Source organism: Pseudomonas sp. CFBP13528 (assembly GCF_005233615.1).
GTDB lineage: Bacteria > Pseudomonadota > Gammaproteobacteria > Pseudomonadales > Pseudomonadaceae > Aquipseudomonas > Aquipseudomonas fluorescens_AM.
On the sequence record NZ_QGAJ01000004.1, the window covers coordinates 36,478 to 56,397 of the forward strand.

The 19,920-nt window shown below is 59.3% G+C and carries 17 protein-coding genes and 1 pseudogene; 9 read left to right on the top strand and 9 right to left on the bottom strand.

Annotated elements, in window-relative coordinates; translation table 11 throughout:
- Positions 1-175 precede the first annotated feature (175 nt).
- Genes PspCFBP13528_RS09705 through PspCFBP13528_RS09720 form a run of 4 tightly spaced genes read right to left on the bottom strand, consistent with a single transcriptional unit; the run spans position 176 to position 2,130 of the window.
- Complete coding sequence (locus tag PspCFBP13528_RS09705; RefSeq protein WP_101220577.1) at positions 176-754, bottom strand: flavin reductase family protein; 579 nt, start codon at positions 752-754, stop codon at positions 176-178.
- Positions 755-810: 56 nt separating this feature from the next.
- Complete coding sequence (locus PspCFBP13528_RS09710; protein ID WP_101220578.1) at positions 811-1,260, bottom strand: SRPBCC family protein; 450 nt, start codon at positions 1,258-1,260, stop codon at positions 811-813.
- 44 nt (positions 1,261-1,304) lie between these two features.
- Positions 1,305-1,691, bottom strand: coding sequence for a nuclear transport factor 2 family protein (locus PspCFBP13528_RS09715; RefSeq protein WP_101220579.1), 387 nt, complete (start codon positions 1,689-1,691; stop codon positions 1,305-1,307).
- Positions 1,692-1,746: 55 nt separating this feature from the next.
- A complete protein-coding gene (locus tag PspCFBP13528_RS09720; protein ID WP_101220580.1) occupies positions 1,747-2,130 on the bottom strand; it encodes a nuclear transport factor 2 family protein in 384 nt (127 codons plus the stop codon).
- Positions 2,131-2,836: 706 nt separating this feature from the next.
- Here PspCFBP13528_RS09720 and PspCFBP13528_RS27510 point away from each other — a divergent pair.
- Positions 2,837-2,974, top strand: a complete 138-nt coding sequence (locus PspCFBP13528_RS27510) for a hypothetical protein (protein WP_157829741.1) — start codon at positions 2,837-2,839, stop codon at positions 2,972-2,974.
- A 268-nt stretch (positions 2,975-3,242) separates the two neighbouring features.
- On the opposite strand, the gene PspCFBP13528_RS09735 is transcribed toward PspCFBP13528_RS27510, so the two are convergent.
- Positions 3,243-4,157 carry a LysR family transcriptional regulator gene (locus PspCFBP13528_RS09735; RefSeq protein WP_101220581.1) on the bottom strand — a complete coding sequence of 305 codons (915 nt, stop codon included), beginning with the start codon at positions 4,155-4,157 and terminating at the stop codon, positions 3,243-3,245.
- Between the two features lie 269 nt (positions 4,158-4,426).
- Here PspCFBP13528_RS09735 and PspCFBP13528_RS09740 point away from each other — a divergent pair, with 269 nt between their 5' ends.
- The 4 genes from PspCFBP13528_RS09740 to pgm all read left to right on the top strand — a co-directional run bounded on the left by PspCFBP13528_RS09740 (position 4,427) and on the right by pgm (position 10,764).
- Positions 4,427-5,449 (top strand): zinc-dependent alcohol dehydrogenase family protein, encoded by a 1,023-nt coding sequence (locus PspCFBP13528_RS09740; protein ID WP_065953441.1) that lies wholly within the window; start codon positions 4,427-4,429, stop codon positions 5,447-5,449.
- Between the two features lie 702 nt (positions 5,450-6,151).
- Positions 6,152-7,576, top strand: a complete 1,425-nt coding sequence (locus PspCFBP13528_RS09745) for a hypothetical protein (protein WP_137200091.1) — start codon at positions 6,152-6,154, stop codon at positions 7,574-7,576.
- A gap of 34 nt (positions 7,577-7,610) precedes the next feature.
- A complete protein-coding gene (locus tag PspCFBP13528_RS09750) occupies positions 7,611-9,014 on the top strand; it encodes a PLP-dependent aminotransferase family protein (RefSeq protein WP_137200092.1) in 1,404 nt (467 codons plus the stop codon).
- A 106-nt stretch (positions 9,015-9,120) separates the two neighbouring features.
- A complete protein-coding gene (gene pgm, locus PspCFBP13528_RS09755) occupies positions 9,121-10,764 on the top strand; it encodes a phosphoglucomutase (alpha-D-glucose-1,6-bisphosphate-dependent) (protein WP_065953443.1) in 1,644 nt (547 codons plus the stop codon).
- A 133-nt stretch (positions 10,765-10,897) separates the two neighbouring features.
- Here pgm and PspCFBP13528_RS09760 read toward each other — a convergent pair.
- Positions 10,898-11,068: pseudogene (locus tag PspCFBP13528_RS09760) on the bottom strand (hypothetical protein); the annotation flags it as partial.
- 137 nt (positions 11,069-11,205) lie between these two features.
- Positions 11,206-11,901 carry a pirin family protein gene (locus PspCFBP13528_RS09765; RefSeq protein ID WP_137200094.1) on the bottom strand — a complete coding sequence of 232 codons (696 nt, stop codon included), beginning with the start codon at positions 11,899-11,901 and terminating at the stop codon, positions 11,206-11,208.
- 217 nt (positions 11,902-12,118) lie between these two features.
- Here PspCFBP13528_RS09765 and PspCFBP13528_RS09770 point away from each other — a divergent pair, with 217 nt between their 5' ends.
- The gene (locus PspCFBP13528_RS09770) at positions 12,119-14,566 is read left to right on the top strand and encodes a UvrD-helicase domain-containing protein (RefSeq protein ID WP_137200095.1); all 2,448 of its coding nucleotides are present in this window, start codon (positions 12,119-12,121) and stop codon (positions 14,564-14,566) included.
- A 122-nt stretch (positions 14,567-14,688) separates the two neighbouring features.
- On the opposite strand, the gene PspCFBP13528_RS09775 is transcribed toward PspCFBP13528_RS09770, so the two are convergent.
- Positions 14,689-14,961: a DUF1652 domain-containing protein gene (locus PspCFBP13528_RS09775; protein ID WP_065953446.1), complete on the bottom strand. Its 273-nt coding sequence runs from the start codon at positions 14,959-14,961 to the stop codon at positions 14,689-14,691.
- Between the two features lie 205 nt (positions 14,962-15,166).
- Positions 15,167-15,664, bottom strand: a complete 498-nt coding sequence (locus PspCFBP13528_RS09780) for an NUDIX domain-containing protein (protein WP_065893105.1) — start codon at positions 15,662-15,664, stop codon at positions 15,167-15,169.
- Positions 15,665-16,155: 491 nt separating this feature from the next.
- On the opposite strand from PspCFBP13528_RS09780, the gene PspCFBP13528_RS09785 reads away from it, so the two are divergent.
- From PspCFBP13528_RS09785 to PspCFBP13528_RS09795, 3 genes are all read left to right on the top strand, one after another.
- Positions 16,156-17,589 (top strand): serralysin family metalloprotease, encoded by a 1,434-nt coding sequence (locus tag PspCFBP13528_RS09785; RefSeq protein ID WP_057722481.1) that lies wholly within the window; start codon positions 16,156-16,158, stop codon positions 17,587-17,589.
- Positions 17,590-17,636: 47 nt separating this feature from the next.
- Positions 17,637-17,993 (top strand): protease inhibitor Inh/omp19 family protein, encoded by a 357-nt coding sequence (locus tag PspCFBP13528_RS09790; RefSeq protein ID WP_065953474.1) that lies wholly within the window; start codon positions 17,637-17,639, stop codon positions 17,991-17,993.
- 103 nt (positions 17,994-18,096) lie between these two features.
- Positions 18,097-19,839 (top strand): type I secretion system permease/ATPase, encoded by a 1,743-nt coding sequence (locus PspCFBP13528_RS09795; RefSeq protein WP_101220587.1) that lies wholly within the window; start codon positions 18,097-18,099, stop codon positions 19,837-19,839.
- Positions 19,840-19,920 lie beyond the last annotated feature (81 nt).

The window sequence follows — 19,920 nt, forward strand, 5'->3', positions numbered from 1 at the left end:
GGCGTTGAAATCACCCAGCCCAGGCACCGGCGCAACGCCGTGTGCCTGGGCGTTACAGGATCCGTCCTGTCTCCTACCGCATGCCCCAAGTCGCGCTCTACGGCCCGGTACCCTGCGCATTACTGATGCTGGGTAACCGCCTGGGGCCAGGCACCGAGCCTCGGTTGAAACTGCACTAGATCACTGATGGGGTTAGCGCTTCGCCGATCGCATAAAAGTGCCCGCCTGCGATGTAGTGCAGGCTACGAAAATCCGGGTGCGCACGCTCAAAGTGCCAATGGCCGTCGCTGAATACCCGTGTGTCGGCCCAGGCAGCGACGACCTCACCGATAAACAGGTCGTAGGTCGACTGATTGTGCGGTTCGGGCAATAGTTTGCACACAAGCCAGGCCGAGCAGCCGGCCACGAATGGCGCGTCATGGCCGCTGATACTGAACAGCTCGACGCCGCTATGAGCCAGCTTCTGTGGATCTTCCTGCAGGCTGACGCTGCCGACATCGCGGGTCAATTGCAGTTGTGCCACGGTTGGAACCTGAATCACAAAGAGGCCGCTACGCTCTACCAGTTCGCGGGTCTTGGCGATCTTGTCCAGTACCACAGTGACTTTGGGCGGTGAGAAATCCAATGCACAGGCCCATGCCGCGGCCATCACATTTCGAGTCTCCTCGTGTTGAGCAGATACCAGCACGGTGGGGCCGTGGTTGATCAGCCGATAGGCTTTTTCAAGCGGCACTTCGGCAATGTGGTCGTGCATCCTAACTCCTGAAAAATTGAACCCCGCATCCATTGCTGGAGCGGGGTAGGGCACATTTATGCTGTGGCGGTTTGGTTCAGGTAAACCTGGAGACTTTCATGCCCGCCGACAATGAGCGACTCGATGGTCGAGGTCCATTGCCCCTCTGGGTCAGGCTCGCGCGTATCGAAGGTCGCAGACCACACAATCACGGCTTCGTCTTTGCCAGTCAACGGGATCAGGCGCACGGTCAACACGTAGTTGTCGACAGGCAGTGGCGCTTCAACGAAACGGTAGGAGAACTGCAGATTCACCGCGTCTACCGACAACAACTGCTCGCGCAGAATGGCGCCATCCTGCAACGTCAGCCGGCGGATGCAGCCGACCAGACCGTCCGGCTGACCGTCTTCTATGACGCTCTGTGGGATCGCCGGATGCCATTGGCTGATTTTCCCGAAGCGCTTGAGTACATCCCAAACGCGCTCGGCGCCGCCGTCTACAACGGCGCTGTATTCAACTTTTGCCATGATTCATCACCTTGAGAAACATCATTGCGTTCAAGCCGCTCGGATCAGCCTTCGAACTGGTGATAAACCTTGGCGATCACTTTCCAGGTGCCGTCGATTTTGATCAGCGTCAGGTAATCGTTGTAGTCGGCGCCAATCGCGTCCTTTTCCATGTCCACACGTACCACGGCGGTGGTTGGGGTGATCGCCAGCACGTCCAGGCGTGTGCTGATATCCGGGGCTTTGCCATGGGTGCGGACGAAGTCGAACAGGTTGCTGATCGGGCCGCCCAACAGTTTGCCGTTGGTGAAGCCGTACATCACCGCTTCCTTGTGGAAGGCCTGCTCCAGCACTTCCGGGCTGCCGGCACGCAGGCCGTCTGCGTATTGCTGGGCCACGGCGACAACGGCGTTGTAGTCCTGGGTGGGTACTGCTTTGATGTTTTTGCTCATGGTCAAACTCCATTGCATGGTTTTGGCGCCAATGGGGCGCGGTTCAAGCGGTGGGTTAAGGAGCAACGTGGGTGTGGTAGATCTTGCTGATGACGGTCCACTTGCCATCAACCTTCAGCAGGTTGAAGAAATCGGTGAAGCAGAAGCCGGAGATGTCATTGGTATCGATACGTGCGCTGGCGGCGGTGCCGACGATATCGACGTTGACGATGGCGCCTTTGGCTTCCGGTGAAGGGCGGAAGGCGCTGTCGATGATGTCGAACAGCCCCTGGATCGGGCCACCGGTCAGTTGACCTTCGCCATCCACGCCAAAGATAGTGGCCTGCTCGCTGAAGGCAGGTTTCATAAGGCTGCTTTTGGCTTGCTTGCCACCTTCGTTATAGTGGTTCAGTACCGTGACGATGGCGTTGTAGTCTTCGACATAAGTTGGGTGGCTCATGGTGTTACTCCTAGTTTGAAGAGGGTTGAAGAAGGGCTTGGTTGATTGCTTTGGTACGAAGGCAACCCGTGCGCACCACAAATCTCGCGGCATACAGCGCAATTCCGCGGACGCCGAGCGAGCGAATAATCTCGGTCCAATGCGCGATGTTGTGCGTGGCCAGGTCTAGCACGTTGCCTATTCCATTCTTTTCGGTCGGTCGGCTGGGGATGATTACCGTCCAACACATCACTGAAGGCTAATTAAATAGCGAGCGCTACATATTGATTGTATTCTATAGCGATCACTACAGTTAGTGTCAAGAAATTTGCTGTCGGTGTTGGCGAAGTGCGAAGTGGATGCCCGACGGTGTCGCCAATATTCGATGGCCGCATGGCCGCATGGGCGAACCATGACGCCAAAGCTTTGCGCACAGGGCACCTGCTTCTACAGCTCTGCGGGCACCTTCAGCTTTTTGGATAGGTGCGAGATCACCAAGGCGGTCGTTAATGACGCCCATCTACCTTTCAATCTGGGATGGACGTAACTGCGCAACTGTCGAGCCTTTGAGCACCGTCAAGGGGCGCTACGACCTTGAGGTAGCGGGCACTCAGGGGGTGCTCAACCTGCGCCATGGCGCAGAGGCGGAACGGAGAATCGGCGATTTAAAACGGCAGGAGACTTCGCGCATTCATACCCGAAAGGCGATGAGCGTGTGGTGTGCTGAGTGGCCGAAGCCTTGTCTATCGCGCAACAGCGCAATACGTGCATCTTGATCAACTCGCATCTGCTGCAATGGAGCGACAACCATGACGACGCCCTGCGCATTTGTGAGCGACTCAATCACCCCAAGCTGGGCCTCTGATTCATGCCAGTGTCCATGTGATCACCTTCGGCCGCGCGGAGTTTTCCCAGGTAGTCCTGGAGGCGTTTGCCCTTTTGCAAGACCGGGTCTTGCTGCGCGGCCTCAACCGCAAGAAACTCATTGGCCTCAGGCTGGGGGCATCCTCTTCAAACCATCCAAAGCATGCCCTCAGATATGCCCCCAATGTAGCAATCCACTGGAAGTGAATGGAGCTCCATGGGGGGTTGAAAGCCAGAAATGATCAGCCGAACAGCCTGCCAAACGAAACCTAAAGACTTTCAGGATCGCCAAAAAACATCTGAATCCGCGACCTCAACCACCGTTCCCCCGGATCATTATCCTGCGACCCGCGCCAGGCCATATGCAGCTCGAACGAGCGCACCGGCAGCGGCGGGTCTTCGGCGCGCAGGCCACCCGCCGAGGTCAGGGCGTCGGCGGCGTAATCGGGCACGGTGGCGAGGATATCGGTGCCTGCCAGTAACGTCCCCAGCCCGTTGAACTGGGGGACGGCCAGCACCACGTGGCGTTTGCGCCCGAGTTTTTCCAGTTCTTCATCGATAAACCCGCTCAGGTCGCCGGCGAACGACACCAGGGCATGCGGCCTTGCGCAGAAGTCGTCCAGGCTCAATGAGCCGGGTACGCTGTCGGCGCGCAGCAGTTTCGGCAGGCTGCGGCGCAGTACCTTGCGCTTGGCGTTGGCCGGCAGCTCGGCGGTATAGCTGACGCCGATGGAAATCTCACCTGAAGCGAGCAGGCCGGGCATCAGGATGTAGTTGACGCGACGCACCACCAGCACGATGCCGGGCGCTTCGGCGCGCAGGCGCTTGAGCAGTTGTGGCAGCAGGGCGAATTCCACGTCGTCGGACAGGCCGATGCGGAAGACTGCGGTGCTGGTGGCCGGGTCGAACTCGGCGGCGCGGCTGACGGCGGTGGAGATCGAGTCCAACGCCGGGGAGAGCAGGGCGAAGATTTCCACGGCGCGGGCCGTCGGCTCCATGCTGCGCCCGGTGCGTACGAACAGTGGGTCGTCAAACAGCCCGCGCAGGCGTGACAAGGCCGCACTGATGGCCGGCTGGCCGAGAAACAGTTTCTCGGCGGCGCGGGTCACGCTGCGCTCATGCATCAAGGTTTCGAATACGATCAAGAGGTTAAGGTCGACACGACGCAGGTCGTTACGGTTCATCTTGTGTCCTGGAAGAGTCAGCGAACTTGACGAGAGTGGCCATATCAAGAACCTCCAGGGTTCCACTCTGAAGCATGACCGGCATGAATCTTACGGGTAAAGGCTGGTACTCTGCACCGGATAATTGAGTTTTCCTACGTTAGCTGAGGTCTATTCCTCACATGCGGAATCAATGACAGACATGTCGACTATTAATGGCGACCTGTGGTCTTACCCGTAAAGCCCAGATAGAGTTCATGGCATTAGAGGTTACTTTGACGAGGTTTGCGATGTCCCGCACGATTCGTTTTCACAAGTTTGGTCCGGCCGAGGTGCTCAAATGCGAAGAGCATGCAGCCGCGCAGCCCGCACCGGGCGAAGTGCAGGTGCGTGTCGACGCGATTGGTATCAGCTGGTACGACATTCTGTGGCGCCAGAACCTGGCGTCGTCCCATGCACGTCTGCCGTCGGGCCTTGGTCATGAAATGGCGGGTGTGGTGGTCGCGTTGGGCGACGGCGTGGACGACTTGGCGGTGGGCGACAAGGTCGCCAGTTTCCCCGCCGAAAGCCCTAACGATTACCCGGTGTATGGCGAGCAGATCGTCCTGCCGCGGTCGGCCCTGACCCGTTACCCGGATGTCTTGAGCCCCATTGAAGCCAGCGTGCATTACACGCCGCTGTTGATTGCCTATTTTGCTTATATGGACCTGGCACGGGTCAAACCCGGGCAGTTCGCCCTGGTGACCGATGCCAGTCACTGCGCCGGGCCTTCGTTTGTGCAGTTGGGCAAAGCCTTGGGTGTACGCGTGATTGCCGCGACCAAAGACAGCGACGAGCGCGAGTACCTGCTGTCCCTTGGGGCGGAAAAAGTGATCGTCACCGAAGAGCAGGACCTGCTCATGCAGATCAACAAAATCACTGGTGATCGTGGCGTCGATGTGGTGTTCGATGGCCTCGGCGGGCCACAGATGTCGTTGCTCGGTGATGTGCTGGCGCCACGCGGCAGCCTGGTGTTGTATGGCCTGCAAGGCGGTAACCAGACGCCATTCCCCGCCTGTGCGGCGTTCCAGAAGAATATTCAGTTTTTCGTGCATTGCATCGGCAACTTCACTGGTAAGCCGGAGCTGGGCATCATTCAGGACCAGGTGGCGTTGCAGCGTGCCTTGCGTGATATCAATCAACTGACTGCCGACCGGGTACTGGTACCGCTGAAAACCACGGTGTTTCCGTTCAGCCAGTTCGTCGAAGCCCATCGCTACATGGACGAATGCCCGTGCCGCGAGCGGGTTGCGTTGCAGGTTGAAGCTGTTTGAGCTGTAGGAGTATTCGCAAATGAATGCTCAAGCGTCTGCGCGGATACGGCAGATGCGCCATTTGTCAGGGCTTAACCCGCGCCAGGGTTGAGCCGCTCCGAGGGCGTTGCGCCCCCGTAAACAATACCTTTGGCCCTTACGCCGCCCTGAAATCCAGCGCGGCGCTGTCGTGTGGGCGTTACTGAAGTTCACACCGCGGATCATCTGAACTGCTTTCCTGCGTTGTTCTGTATCTATTAATCATTGTTTGAGCGCCGATAATTGTGGCTTCACCATCATCTCAAGGATTGAGCAATGATTAGCTATTGCACATTACTGTCCCGCATCAGCGAACTAACCAAGCGATACCCTGGCTGCCGAAAAGCACTCAGAACATCCGACCTTGTTGCCAGAAGCAGGATTAAGTGGGTGATTTAATATTTGTCAGAAGTTTCGCTAGTTTATTAGTTAAATCGCTGTAGGAAGTTGTCGGAATATTCCTAGGATGTGCGACCTGGCCACACAGGGCCTTGGGCTTTCGCGTCTGCGCGCAGGTTTGGTCGTACACGGCTCAGGTGCCTGCCCGGTGATTTTGTTGCCAGGTGCTAGTGTTTAATCATCTTTGTGCCCTCCAGGGGAAGACAAGCCTACAGATGTAATGGGTCAAGCAACGACATTAAAAAGTTGCTTTGAAACTGATATTTCAACTCAGGTAGTAGAACGATGAGCGCAATTCACGAACAAGCCATGAACTATGTTTACCAGCAAGTTCTGCAACGTTTGATGGGGCACTTCACGCGCGCCGAAAGGACTGCACTCCAATTGTTGATCCAGCGAATAGTGGTGGCAGCAGGCGGCATGGAACAAGTGGCTAACTACAAAGTGTTGATCGCCCACGGCGGCGGCGAGGTCAGCAGTTACACCCTGGCGCTGCTGCGGGCGGCGCAGTTGAGCATCGCTGGCCGTGCGCCCAAGACTTTTCACCTGCGGGTAGCGACGCTGCGGCATGCCGGGATGACACAGGCAACGCTTGACGGTCTGAATGAGGGCTACAGCGCACTGTTTTTCCACGATGATCCTCGCGTGGAGCTGTTGATGGTGGAAAACCAGGAGGTGCAACCTTTCCATCATCAGCGGCCCGCATCCAGCGCTGGCCGTGAGGTCAGCCAGCGCAATATGCTGATGATCGGGCACCTGACGTCCGGGGATGTCCGCGCGACGCTGTGCAACGATACTTACCTGGCCCTGGGGGATTTCTACCAGCGCGTCAGCACGTGGAACGGCGGCGTGCACGCCGTGGTCAGTGGTGACTCGCCGCGCAAGCAAAGCCAATACCTGGCCTGGCTCAAGCGCGCGGCACTGGGCGCGGGCGTCACTGTCCCGCCGCGTAGGCCCGCGTCGCTCAATATTCTGTTCGCGCGCATGCAGGAGTGGAGCACCGGTTGCTACCGCGACCTCTATGGCGAGCAATTCGTGGAGGTCGACAGCCCTGGCCGTGGCGGGCATCGCCATTTGGCCCATATCGGGGTGGCCGATCTGCTCGACGAGGTCGATATCGCCTCGGCACCGCTGCTTATCGAGTTCCTGGCCCACAAGTCGGACCCGTTCGACTTTCACTTCAGCCATCCTGACTATCCCAACCCGCTGCTCATGGCACACCTGCATGGGCTGCAGGCCCAGTGCCTGCGGGAGTTGTCGTACGAGGAGGGCGTTGAAGCATTTGTGCATCAGGCAAGGGATGCGATGGGCCGCCGACAAATCCCGCAGAGCCTGATCGACGAGATGAGCAGTCACGATGGGCGCGTGTTGTCGACGACCTACGCCAGGGAATTCTTTGGCCTGGACCAGGGCCAACTGACTTGCCTGTTGTTCTCCCCCTTCATTCATCACGGCGAGCGCCTGGAGGGTTACCTGCGTCAATGCCACCCCGGCATGCTGGTGGGGCTTCCCGAATTGCATAAGGCGTTGCAGGGCAAGCCCGCTGCGGACATGCTGCAGCAATGGCTGATTGACACCAGTGGCTTGCCATTGCCTCTTCTGCAGCACTTGTACCGCAAGCGGCCGCTACAGGCGGGCCGTAGCGCCCAGGCACGCAAACGCCGCGGAGCGCGGGTGCAGGCGCAGATTGCGCAGTTGTCGGGACGTTAAGCGTGCCGGTACGTGCAAGCCCGGGTGGACGCTCATGAAGCTGCGAGGAGAGCGGCAAGCTGATTTTGCCTATCAGGCGGTGTACCGCTACATGATCAACCTGATCAACGAAGTCAGCCTTGAAACACCGGTAAAGTTGCCTTCTCTGCGGCAACTGTCGACCCGGTTGAAAGTGTCGATCTCGACGATTCAGTACGCTTACTCGATATTGGAGAAAGAGGGGCGGATCTACTCCGTGGCCAAGTCAGGCTACTTTGCCTGGCCGGTGGCCGCCAACGCACAAATGACGACCGATGCCGATTTGCTTGAGCGCCTGTATGCGGCAACGCGGCGGCCAGCCATGGTGGTGCTCAGCGGCGATGAACCGACGCTGCTGGGCTCACTGGATGGCGCATTGCTGACGCTGGAGCGCCAACTGATCCGCCGTTACCCGCACCACCTGCAAACTCGCTGGCAACCCTCTGGCGTCTGGGAGCTGCGCGCGGCGCTGGCGGCAAGGTATACCTCGTCGCCCACGCGTTGCTGGCAGGCGGATGAGGTGTATATCGGAGCCGACTTGCGCGGTGTCCTGGAGATCCTGATTGACGCCCTGAGCCTCAAGGACACGGTAGTGGTTGTCGAGTCACCCTGCGATTATCGGATCTTGCGCCTGTTGCAGGGCGCGGGCGTACGGGTCATCGAATTGCCTTGGCAGGCCGATGGCCACTTCGATTTGACTGCCTTTGAACACCTGCTGCGTCACGAGCCGGTGCATCTGGTGCTGCTGTCGTCGGGGGTGAGCATGCCGTCAGGCAGCGTGTTGTCGCTGCAGGAGCGGTTGCAGGTGGCGCACCTGCTGGATCGCTACGGTTGCTGGCTGCTGGAGAATGACACCTTCGGCGAACTGAGCTTCGTACCGTCCCCAACGGCCCTGCGCGATCTGGTCAGTCCCGAGCGATTGATGGTGTTTTCGTCACTCGAAAAGATCCTCGGTCCGGAAGCACCGTTTGGTTTTGTACTGTCGCGGCAACTGAGCAGCCAATTGCAGCGCCAGTTTTTGTTGCGCGCATTCCGTGTGTCGTCGATCCGCCAGCGGGCCATTGCCCGCTTGTACGAAAGCGGGCGGTTTGACCAGCACTTGCAGACGTTACGCCAACGGCTAGGCGAACAAGCGCAGGCCATGAGTCATCGTCTGGATGTGCGTCTGGAGGGCCGGGTGAGCTACCGAATGCCGGGCGCCGGCGCCAGTTTCTGGTTGCAGTCGACGGCGGCGGTGGATATGCATCAGGTGTTCCAGCGCATGGTGACGCAACAGGTGGTGATCGCCCCCGGTGAGCTGTTCAGCCTCTGCGGCCTGCATCACCAGCATATGCGCCTGAGTCATGCATTCAGCGGTCATCCGAACCTGGACATCGCCCTGGACACGTTGGCCGGGGCGCTGCAGCAGGCACAGGTCTGACAGGTGTGAAATTTCTACATCAGTTGTGGGATCGATACCGTCGCGCAGTAGTCCAAGTCCCCGTAAACTGTCATTTTTCCGAATACTCATTTTCCGAGGTTTATGCATGACTATCAGTCCTTTTGCGGGCAAGCCGGCACCAGCCCAGTTGCTGGTGGATATCCCGCGACTGGTCACGGCCTACTACACCGGCCAGCCTGATGCAGCGATCTCCACCCAACGCGTGGCGTTCGGTACCTCCGGTCATCGTGGCAGTTCGTTCGAGCTGAGCTTCAACGAATGGCATGTGCTTGCGATCAGTCAGGCTATCTGCCTGTACCGCGAGGCCCAGGGCATCGACGGCCCGCTGTTTGTCGGCCTGGACACCCACGCACTGTCGACGCCGGCCGGCGCCAGTGCGTTGGAAGTGCTCGCCGCGAACGGCGTGCACGTCATGCTCGCCGAAGGCGACGAATACACGCCGACACCGGCGATTTCCCACGCCATCATCTGCTACAACCGTGGCCGCACCAGCGGCCTGGCCGACGGTATCGTGATCACGCCGTCCCACAACCCGCCGCAAAGTGGTGGCTACAAGTACAACCCGCCTAACGGTGGCCCGGCCGACACCCATGTCACCAAGTGGATCGAAGCCAAGGCCAACGAACTGCTGGCCAACAAGCTCGCCGGGGTCAAGCGCATCACTCACGCCCAGGCGCTCAAGGCCGATACCACCCACCGCCATGATTACCTCAACAGCTACGTGGCCGACCTGGTCAACGTGATCGACATGGATGCCATCCGCAGCGCCGGTTTGCGCCTGGGCGTCGATCCGCTGGGCGGAGCAGGGGTGCGTTACTGGTCGGCGATTGCCGAACACTACCGGCTGAACCTGGACGTGGTGAACACCGAAGTCGACGCGACCTTCCGCTTCATGAGTGTCGACTGGGACGGCCAGATCCGCATGGACCCGTCTTCCAGCTACGCCATGCAAGGCCTGATCGGTCTCAAGGAGCGCTTCGATGTGGCGTTTGCCTGCGACCCTGACCACGACCGTCACGGCATCGTGACCCCGTCCGGTGGGTTGTTGGCGCCGAATAACTACCTGGCGGTGTCCATCGACTACCTGTTCCAGAATCGCCCCGAGTGGCGCGCCGATGCGGCCGTGGGCAAAACCGTGGTCAGCAGCGGCCTGATCGATCGAGTGGCCGCGCGTATCGGCCGTCGTTTGTACGAAGTGCCGGTGGGCTTCAAGTGGTTTGCCGATGGCTTGTTTGAGGGTTCGCTGGGGTTCGGTGGCGAAGAAAGCGCCGGGGCCTCGTTCCTGCGCAAGGACGGTACCGTCTGGAGCACCGACAAGGACGGCCTGATCCCGGCCCTGCTCGCCGCGGAAATGACCTCGCGCAAGGGCCAGGACCCAAGCCAGCTCTATCGCGGCCTGACCGACGCTCTCGGTGAGCCGTTTGCCATCCGCGTCGATGCCAAGGCCACGCCAGCGCAAAAGGCCTTGCTGGGCAAACTGTCGCCGCAGCAGGTCACGTCCACGCAATTGGCCGGGGAGAGCATCCAGCAGGTCCTCAGCCATGCGCCAGGCAACAACCAGGCCATCGGCGGCTTGAAAGTCATGACCGAAAACGGCTGGTTCGCCGCACGTCCATCGGGCACCGAGGACATCTACAAGATCTACGCCGAGAGCTTTATCGGCGAAGATCACCTCAAGCAGCTGGTGCAAGAGGCCCAAGTGCTGGTAGACGGAGCCATCTCGGAGTAACTGACACCCCAGAGATCGAAATGTGAGAGGGGGCTTGCCCCCGATTGCGCTGTATCAGTCGATGTATTCGATGCTGATCCACCGTCATCGGGGGCAAGCCCCCTCCCACATTAGATGCCAGCGTGGCTTGAGGTCAGGCTAAGTCGACCAGCACAATCTCACTGTCTTCAATCGCCGTTACCCGCAACACCTGCTCATCGGCAACCGCCACACCGTCTCGAGCGTGCGCATGCAAGCCATTGACTTCAATCGTCCCGGTTGCCGGCACCAGGTACGCTCGGTGCCCGCTGTCCAGACGGTATTCGTCAAACTGACACCCTGAGATCAAATGTGGGAGGGGGCTTGCCCCCGATTGCGCTGTGTCAGTCGATGTATTCGATGCTGATCCACCGCCATCGGGGGCAAGCCCCCTCCCACATTAGATGCCAGCGTGGTTTGAGGTCAGGCTAAGTCGACCAGCACAATCTCACTGTCTTCAACCGCCGTTACCCGCAACACTTGCTCATCGGCAACCGCCACACCGTCTCGAGCGTGCGCACGCAAGCCATTGACTTCAATCGTCCCGGTTGCCGGTACCAGGTACGCTCGGCGCCCGCTGTCCAGACGGTATTCGGCAGTTTCACCGGCCTTCAGATTAGCCGCCACCAAGCGTGCATCGGCGCGAATGCGCAGGCTTTGCGTGTCTCCGACCTTGCCGCTGGCCAGGGTCACGAAACCTTCGCGAACACCCTGCGGAAACGGCTTGGCGCCCCAGGACGGTGGCAATCCGGCCTCATTCGGAATGATCCAGATCTGGAAGATCTTGGTCGGCGTGGCTTCCAGGTTGTACTCGCTGTGGGCAATCCCGGTGCCGGCGCTCATCACCTGTACGTCGCCCGCTTCGGTGCGGCCCTTGTTGCCAAGGTTATCCGCATGACTGATGGCGCCTTCGCGTACGTAGGTGATGATTTCCATGTCGCGGTGCGGGTGCTGCGGGAAGCCGGTGCCCGGCGCAATGATGTCGTCATTCCACACCCGCAGGTTGCCCCAGTGCATGCGCTCGGGGTCATGGTATTCGGCAAACGAGAAATGATGATGGGCGTCGAGCCAGCCATGGTGGGCGCCGCCCAGGGTGTTGAAGGGTCGAAGTTCAAGCATGATCGTCTCCTGTTGATGACCCTATATTCCACCAGCGCATGATCGATAAAAAGCGTAAAAACTGCCTTAATCCTATCTATTAATTCGATGGGAAATTAGGGCAACAACTTTCACTTCATCGCCTAACTGCATGACACCAAAGCATTTGGCTGGAACTCGGCGTCGATTCCGGCGACCATGGCGCACTGTCAAAACCCAGCTCATCGCAGGAGTTCGCGTGCCGCCCCCACAGCCTGATCTGCCCCCTGAATTGCGCCCGCCGGCGGAAATGCCGCTGTTGAAACGGCTTGCCGCGCGTCTGTTCGGACACGGCCTCACGCGTTTGCGCGCTCAACACCGTTTCTCCTGGTTACACGGTCAAGCCGACGGTTTTCGCAGCGGGCATGAAGCCGGTGTGGAGTATGGCTACCGCGAGGGCAAGGCGGACGGTTTGGAAGAGGGCCGGCAAGTCCTGCTGATACGTGATTTTCGGTCCGATGAGCCTCGTGCTCCGGGCATTGATGACAACTTGTTCGATGACTGGCGATTGCCCCTGACCGCCGACATCAAAAAGCGCATCAAGGCCGACGTTGCACGTTTGCTGCCGGCTCACGCCCAGCCGAGCGCCGCGCAGTGGAAGATGATCTTCAGCGACACGCCCTCGACCTCAGTGATTGCAGGCGCTGGCGCAGGCAAGTCGACCTCCCTGGTGCTGCGCATCCTTCTGCTCACCCATTACCTGGGCTTCGAGCTGAGTTCGATGACCGTGGTGACGTTCACCCGCGAATCGCGCAAGGACTTCATCCACAAGCTCATGCAGATTCTCAGCCTGTGGGGCCAACCCCTTGGCCAAAAAGAGGCCGAGGCGGTGGTGCGCACCTTTCACTCACGCATCCTGCCGATGGTGCGCAGCCTGCCGGGCTTTGAGCGACTGCAGGCGTTCGAGAACCTCAGCGCCGGCGTCGAGGACGCCGACAGCAATCCGTTCGACCTGCGCATCAACGACGCCCAGCGCCAACAGATGAACGCCTGCTATTACCGCTTGCACGGCAGCCACGCGCGTTTTCGTGAGTTGATCGCGCCGTTGGCGCGCCATGGTCTGCAACTCAAGGAGCTGGAGTGCGATCACCCGGATGTACAAAAGCGCATGGCGGTGACGGAACTGGCGGCCAGGCGTGATGAAGAACTCTGCGACGTCATCGAGGATCTGTGGTTTCGCGCCGGCGCCTGGCCGATCAAGGGTATCGAGCCGAGCCGGCAGACGTTCGATATCAATGGGGCGAAATTTCATTGCCATGGCTATATCCCCGAGCTGGACGCGTGGGTGGTGCTGGGCTTTGATTCGCGGGAAAGCCCTCAGATCAGCCGGCCCAATTCAAAGCTGTCAGTGCGCGCAGAGTGGGCGGTAAAGCGCACCTTGTTTCAAGCTTTCTGTCGCAAGCCTTTGATATGGCTTGATAACTATGAGTCTTCAAAGAGGTTGTTAAGCAGTCTGGCGGGCGATGCCACGGCCGGGCCAGGGTTTGATTACAAGGTCAAGGGTGAGCTTGCTTCAGCGCCGCTGTTGGACAGCTTTGTGATGGCCGCCGGCTTTATTGAAAACCTCGGGTTGGATGTGCCCAGCGCCGTGGGCCGCATGAGCTTTGCCAAAGACGACCCGGACCGCTTGTTCTTCGAGGCCCTGGGCATTTTCTGGAAGGCCCTGGAAGATCACTTGCTCGATCAATCGCCGCCGATCATGACGTATAACCGCATGTTTTCGTTGTTTGGCGAAAATACCCCGGAAAACCTCAAGCTGCTCAGCGACCCATTGCTGCGGCCGATGTCGCACCTGATGATCGATGAGTTCCAGGACGTATCGCCGCAGATTGTCTCGTGGATCCGTGCCAGCCTGCGCGAAATCCGCAGCCGTGGCCCGGCCATGCATGTCGGGCGCGGGGCGCAGCGTTCATCGCTACTGTGCGTGGGGGACGACTGGCAGTCGATCTACGGCTGGCGCGGCAGTTCACCCAAGTACTTCATGGAATTCAACCAAGAATTTGCATCGCCGAGTACGACGCGGGTGATGCTGGCTGAGAACTACCGCAGCCATCAGCACATCATCGATGCTGCCGAGCACATCGTACGCAGTGCGCCGGCCATTCCCGGCAAAAAGGCCAAGGCCAGTGGCGAGCCCAAGCCGCTGGTGCCCGTGACAGTGCAGGAGCGCGACGATGCTGCACTGGCGCGGCAGCTGCTCAAGCATTATCAGCAGGGCGATACGATCTTGATGCTATATCGAAAAAGCATCGATAAGTTATTGATACAAGAGCATATTCAGGCCGTAGTTAATCTTGATTCGAGCTTGCCGCCTCAGGCGCGCAAGCTCAAACAGCTGACCTATCACAGCGCCAAGGGCCTGCAGGCGGACGCGGTGTTTCTATTGGGGGACTGCCAGCACCTCACCAGTTCGCCTTACAAGAACCAGGTCTACCGCATGGCGGGCCTGGGCAAGGATGGCGACAACGAGGCATATGACAACGCACAAAAAGACGAAGTGCTGCGCCTGGCCTACGTCGGTATCACGCGAGCGGTCAGCCACTGTTATTGGTACGTGGAAAAGCCCGAAGGCCAGGCGGTGAATGTGCCAAGGGCATCGGAGCGGGTGGACGGCAGGAAAGCATTCTTCGACGATCAACGCGGTTGATCGGCCTCAATGCGATCTGAATGTGGGAGGGGGCTTGCCCCCGATTGCGCTCTGTCATTCGACCTTGCAGTGACTGACCCAGCGCCTCCCACCGTTGGATCTCACCGGTCTGCGGCAATCGATCAGGCCCGCAGCGACAGAGGCGGCACAAAACTCTCAAGCTCATCCTCCACCGCCTCAATGATGCGCTCCACATCGGCGGCGTTCATTACAGTGGCGCAGGGAATGCCAGCGATAGCGATCAGTGTCTCGCCGCTGGTCCGATCAAACAGGCGGGCCACCATGCTGCCGGGGGCGTCCATGCTCCCCTCGAAGCCCATCGGATGAAAGTGCCAGCGCATCAGCTGGCACGCGTTGGGGAATGTCACTTTGTTCATAGTGCCCACCTTGTTCATTGAGCGCTTCCTTTAGCTCGCGGCAGGAGCCAGGACCTTCAATAGTCCTGGTGTCGAGCACTCAAAATAGCATCCGTTCGCAAGGGGAAGGCGACTTTTTCAGGTCCGTTCGGCGGTTCTTTGACCTGGATCATGTCTTGCTGGCCGCCAAGCTGGCGAGAGACGCCACGGCATGGGCGAGATGTCGTTGCAAATCAAGTGACCGTCATGACTCATCCGCTAACTGAATCAGCTCTGGGGAAGCGGGAGGGCCTAGAGTGAGCAGGCGTTGCAGGTAATGTCCCAGGCGCGGTGGCACGATGAACTGTTCGGTGTGATTGATTTCCTCGACGCTCCACCAGCGCATCTCCTTGACCACGGCTTTCTCTTCGTCGGTCTGATGCTGTGTCGTGAAATCGACGCGGGTAGCCCGATATAGCAGAAAGGACTCATCCAGAAGAACCGGCGTGCCATTACGCATCAATGTATGTTTTCCCGTCCACACCAGGCGCCCTTGGGACAGTTCTTCGGGGCGGTATCCCGCTTCCTCGAACAGCTCACGTTGTGCGGCGTCTTGAAGGCTTTCGTCCGGCTTGATTCCGCCACCCAGGGTGCACCAGAAGGTCCGGTCAGGCAGGGTCACCTGCATCAATAGAATTTGATCATGTGGATTGAGCAGAAGGGCCCGGACATTCTTTCGGCAGGGCAGATCACAGGGGGCCATGCAAGTGTTCCTTTTTGATCACGGCGTCCAATGCTAATAGAGAGTTCGCTCATATACGAGGTATACCTGACACATTGATTATCTTCAATGCCCGTCAAATCGGTGCGTGTCCCGGCATCAGGGGGCAGACCAGACGGACTTTTATATGCCGGTAGTGGCCCATTAATATTGCTTATGCCACGGTGTCAATATATTGGATCCATTATTCAAGTACGTCGCTCAATTAAAGCGCTTTGGCGCTATTTAATATTTAAATAACACTGGACTTAGATTGGGCGCGCAATGAGCAATCACGCCCAATAAATGCTGCGCGCGACTTCCTGATGTTGAACCTGCATCACATTTTCATCAGTGAAATAGTTGTAGACGAAAGATTTCAAGTTGTGTCAGTTTTCTTACGCCTTCAAAAGAGGTGAGTGATAGGACTATCCTCGCCCGCGAGGTTCCTATCGAACAAAGACTGATGCACTTGCAAACAAGGAAGTACGTTTATGTCAAAAGTAAAAGACAAGGCTATTGTATCTGCCGCGCAAGCCAGCACTGCTTACTCGCAAATCGATAGCTTCAGCCATTTGTATGACCGTGGCGGCAACCTCACCGTCAACGGCAAACCGTCCTACAGCGTGGACCAGGCAGCCACCCAACTGCTGCGCGATGGCGCCGCGTACCGGGACTTTGATGGCAACGGCAAGATCGATCTGACCTACACCTTCCTCACCTCGGCTACCCAGAGCACCATGAACAAACATGGCATCTCAGGTTTCAGCCAATTCAACGCCCAGCAGAAAGCACAGGCCGCACTGGCCATGCAATCCTGGTCGGATGTGGCCAACGTGACCTTTACCGAAAAGGCTTCCGGCGGCGACGGGCACATGACCTTCGGCAACTACAGCGGTGGCCAGGACGGCGCGGCGGCGTTCGCTTACCTGCCCGGCACCGGCGCAGGCTACGACGGCACCTCGTGGTACCTGACCAACAACAGCTACACGCCGAACAAGACCCCGGACCTGAACAACTATGGCCGGCAGACCCTGACCCACGAAATCGGTCACACCCTGGGCCTGGCTCACCCTGGCGACTACAACGCCGGGAATGGCAACCCGACCTATAACGACGCGACCTATGGACAGGACACGCGTGGCTATAGCCTCATGAGTTACTGGAGCGAGAGCAACACCAACCAGAACTTCAGCAAAGGCGGGGTCGAGGCGTACGCTTCCGGTCCGCTGATCGACGACATCGCCGCGATCCAGAAGCTCTACGGTGCCAACCTCAACACCCGCGCCGGTGACACCACCTACGGTTTCAACTCCAACACCGGGCGTGATTTCCTCAGCGCCACATCCAATGCCGACAAGCTGGTGTTCTCGGTATGGGACGGTGGCGGCAATGACACCCTGGACTTCTCCGGGTTTACCCAGAACCAGAAGATCAACCTCAATGCGACCTCGTTCTCCGACGTTGGCGGCCTGGTGGGCAACGTGTCCATTGCCAAAGGTGTCACCGTCGAGAACGCGTTCGGCGGCGCGGGCAACGACCTGATCATTGGTAACCAGGCCGCCAACCTGATCAAGGGCGGGGCCGGCAACGACCTCATCTACGGCGGTGGCGGTGCGGACCAACTGTGGGGCGGCGCCGGCAGCGATACATTCGTGTACGGTGCCAGTTCCGACTCCAAGCCAGGGGCTGCGGACAAGATCTTTGACTTCACCTCGGGTTCGGACAAGATCGACCTGTCCGGTATCACCAAGGGTGCGGGCGTGACCTTCGTCAATGCCTTCACCGGGCATGCCGGCGATGCGGTTCTGTCCTACGCCTCAGGTACCAACCTGGGCACGTTGGCCGTGGACTTCTCCGGGCACGGTGTGGCGGATTTCCTCGTCACCACCGTTGGCCAGGCGGCTGCCAGCGACATCGTGGCGTGATGTAAAGCGCGGCGCTCCGGCGCCGCGTTCCAGGATGGAGCCAAACGATGCAGCGTTTTTCCAAGTGGTTGACCCTTTTGATCGTGTCGGCAGGAGCCCATGCAATGGCGAGCAGTCTTGTTTTACCCAGTACCGCGCAGTTGGCAGGGCATTGGCAGTTGCACCAGGGCGACCAGGTCTGTGCGCTGGACCTGCAAGAGCAGGCCAATCGCCTGGGCGGCGACGTGGCGTGTGTGGCGCAATGGCTGGGTGAAAAGCCCCTGACCTGGTCGCCCACTCCGGACGGTATCTGGCTGATGAATGCCGAAGGCAGCGGGATCACGCACTTGAATCGCCAGAAGGAAGGCGAATATGAGGGGCGTACTAAATCCGGTGGTGTAGTTGCGTTGCGACGCACACCTTAGTTTCCAGTTATAAGCTTATAACTTCATTTGTTAGTTGACCGCGCCGTGTTCGGGGGTTGGGCAACTATTGCGCGTCATCTGGGTTCAGGGAAGAGTAAAAGATATGGCCAAGCCCCATGCCGTTGCGCCTTTGTTCAAGGCGCTGGGTGAGTACAAGAGCATCTTGATCAGCATTGGCTGTTTTACCGCCTTGATTAACCTGTTGATGCTGGTGCCATCGATCTACATGCTGCAAGTGTACGACCGCGTGCTGTCCTCCCAGAATGAAACTACGCTGGTGATGTTGACGCTGATGGTCGTGGGGTTCTTTGTCTTTATAGGCCTGCTCGAAGTTATCCGCAGTTTTGTGGTAATCCGCATCGGCAGCCAGTTGGAGCGACGTTTCAACTTGCGCGTCTACAAAGCCGCGTTCGAACGCAACCTGCAACGCGGGCAGGGGCATGCGGGGCAATCCCTGGGCGACCTGACCCACATTCGCCAGTTCATTACGGGGCCGGCGCTGTTCGCGTTTTTCGATGCGCCATGGTTTCCCATCTACCTGTTCGTGATTTTCCTGTTCAACGTCTGGCTTGGCGTGCTGGCCACGGCGGGAGCGGTGCTGCTGATCGGCCTGGCCTGGCTGAACGAGTACCTGACCAAAAAGCCGCTGGGCGACGCCGCCGGTTTTTCCCAACAGTCGACGCAGTTGGCCACCAGCCATTTGCACAATGCCGAAACCATCCAGGCCATGGGCATGCTCGGTGCGCTGCGCCAGCGTTGGTTTGCGGTGCATTCGCAGTTCCTCGGCTTGCAGAACAAGGCCAGCGACACCGGCTCGGTGATCACTTCCCTGAGCAAATCCTTGCGGCTGTGCCTGCAATCCCTGGTATTGGGCTTGGGCGCGTTTCTAGTGATCAAGGGCGATATGACCGCCGGGATGATGATCGCCGGCTCCATTTTGATGGGCCGGGTACTGAGCCCCATCGACCAGTTGATCGCCGTATGGAAACAATGGAGTTCGGCCAAGCTGGCCTACCAGCGCCTCGATGAACTGCTGCGCGAGTTTCCCCCGCAAGGCGAGCAGATGGCCTTGCCGGCGCCCAAGGGCCAGGTCAGTTTCGAGCAGGTCAGCGCCGGCCCGCCCGGTCGACGCCTGGCGACCCTGCACCACGTCAGCTTCACCCTGGCGGCCGGCGAAGTGCTGGGCGTACTCGGCGCCTCCGGCTCGGGCAAATCCACCCTGGCCCGCGTGTTGGTGGGCGTATGGCCGACCCTGGCCGGCACGGTGCGCCTGGACGGCGCGGATATTCACCGCTGGGACCGCGACGACCTCGGCCCGCATATCGGCTACCTGCCACAGGACATCGAACTGTTCAGCGGCAGCATCGCCGACAACATCGCGCGTTTTCGCGAAGCCGACCCGGAACGGGTGGTCAAGGCGGCGCAACAAGCCGGGGTGCATGAATTGATCCTGCGCCTGCCCCAAGGCTACGACACCGTACTGGGCGACAACGGCGGCGGCCTGTCCGGCGGGCAGAAGCAACGCGTAGCCCTGGCTCGCGCCTTGTACGGCGGGCCGCGCCTGATCGTGCTGGATGAGCCCAACTCCAACCTCGACACCGTCGGCGAAGCGGCACTGGCCAGCGCCATCGTGCAGATGAAGGCCCAGGGCAGCAGCGTGGTGCTGGTGACTCACCGTTCCTCCGCCTTGGCCCAGGCCGACAAGTTGCTGGTGCTCAGCGAAGGCCAGTTGCAAGCGTTCGGACCGAGCCAGGAAGTGCTGCGCGCGTTGTCCGGCCAGCACGAAGCACCGAAGGAAAGACCCGGCGGTAGGAGCGAGCTTGCTCGCGAAAGTCGTCAACGATGACGCGCTCCGATTGGCTACACACAGTGCCTGTGGGTTTTTCGCGAGCAAGCTCGCTCCTACACGTTTTGCGTCAAGCAGTAA

Coding starts and splice junctions, on each gene's coding strand:
- PspCFBP13528_RS09705 (WP_101220577.1), bottom strand. CDS start 754: ATGCACGACCACATTGCCGAAGTGCCGCTTGAAAAAGCCTATCGGCTG.
- PspCFBP13528_RS09775 (WP_065953446.1), bottom strand. CDS start 14,961: ATGAACAAGGTGGGCACTATGAACAAAGTGACATTCCCCAACGCGTGC.
- PspCFBP13528_RS09765 (WP_137200094.1), bottom strand. CDS start 11,901: ATGCTTGAACTTCGACCCTTCAACACCCTGGGCGGCGCCCACCATGGC.
- pgm (WP_065953443.1), top strand. CDS start 9,121: ATGACTATCAGTCCTTTTGCGGGCAAGCCGGCACCAGCCCAGTTGCTG.
- PspCFBP13528_RS09785 (WP_057722481.1), top strand. CDS start 16,156: ATGTCAAAAGTAAAAGACAAGGCTATTGTATCTGCCGCGCAAGCCAGC.
- PspCFBP13528_RS09750 (WP_137200092.1), top strand. CDS start 7,611: ATGAAGCTGCGAGGAGAGCGGCAAGCTGATTTTGCCTATCAGGCGGTG.
- PspCFBP13528_RS09740 (WP_065953441.1), top strand. CDS start 4,427: ATGTCCCGCACGATTCGTTTTCACAAGTTTGGTCCGGCCGAGGTGCTC.
- PspCFBP13528_RS09735 (WP_101220581.1), bottom strand. CDS start 4,157: ATGAACCGTAACGACCTGCGTCGTGTCGACCTTAACCTCTTGATCGTA.
- PspCFBP13528_RS09720 (WP_101220580.1), bottom strand. CDS start 2,130: ATGAGCCACCCAACTTATGTCGAAGACTACAACGCCATCGTCACGGTA.
- PspCFBP13528_RS09780 (WP_065893105.1), bottom strand. CDS start 15,664: ATGGCCCCCTGTGATCTGCCCTGCCGAAAGAATGTCCGGGCCCTTCTG.
- PspCFBP13528_RS09795 (WP_101220587.1), top strand. CDS start 18,097: ATGGCCAAGCCCCATGCCGTTGCGCCTTTGTTCAAGGCGCTGGGTGAG.
- PspCFBP13528_RS09745 (WP_137200091.1), top strand. CDS start 6,152: ATGAGCGCAATTCACGAACAAGCCATGAACTATGTTTACCAGCAAGTT.
- PspCFBP13528_RS09710 (WP_101220578.1), bottom strand. CDS start 1,260: ATGGCAAAAGTTGAATACAGCGCCGTTGTAGACGGCGGCGCCGAGCGC.
- PspCFBP13528_RS09715 (WP_101220579.1), bottom strand. CDS start 1,691: ATGAGCAAAAACATCAAAGCAGTACCCACCCAGGACTACAACGCCGTT.
- PspCFBP13528_RS09790 (WP_065953474.1), top strand. CDS start 17,637: ATGCAGCGTTTTTCCAAGTGGTTGACCCTTTTGATCGTGTCGGCAGGA.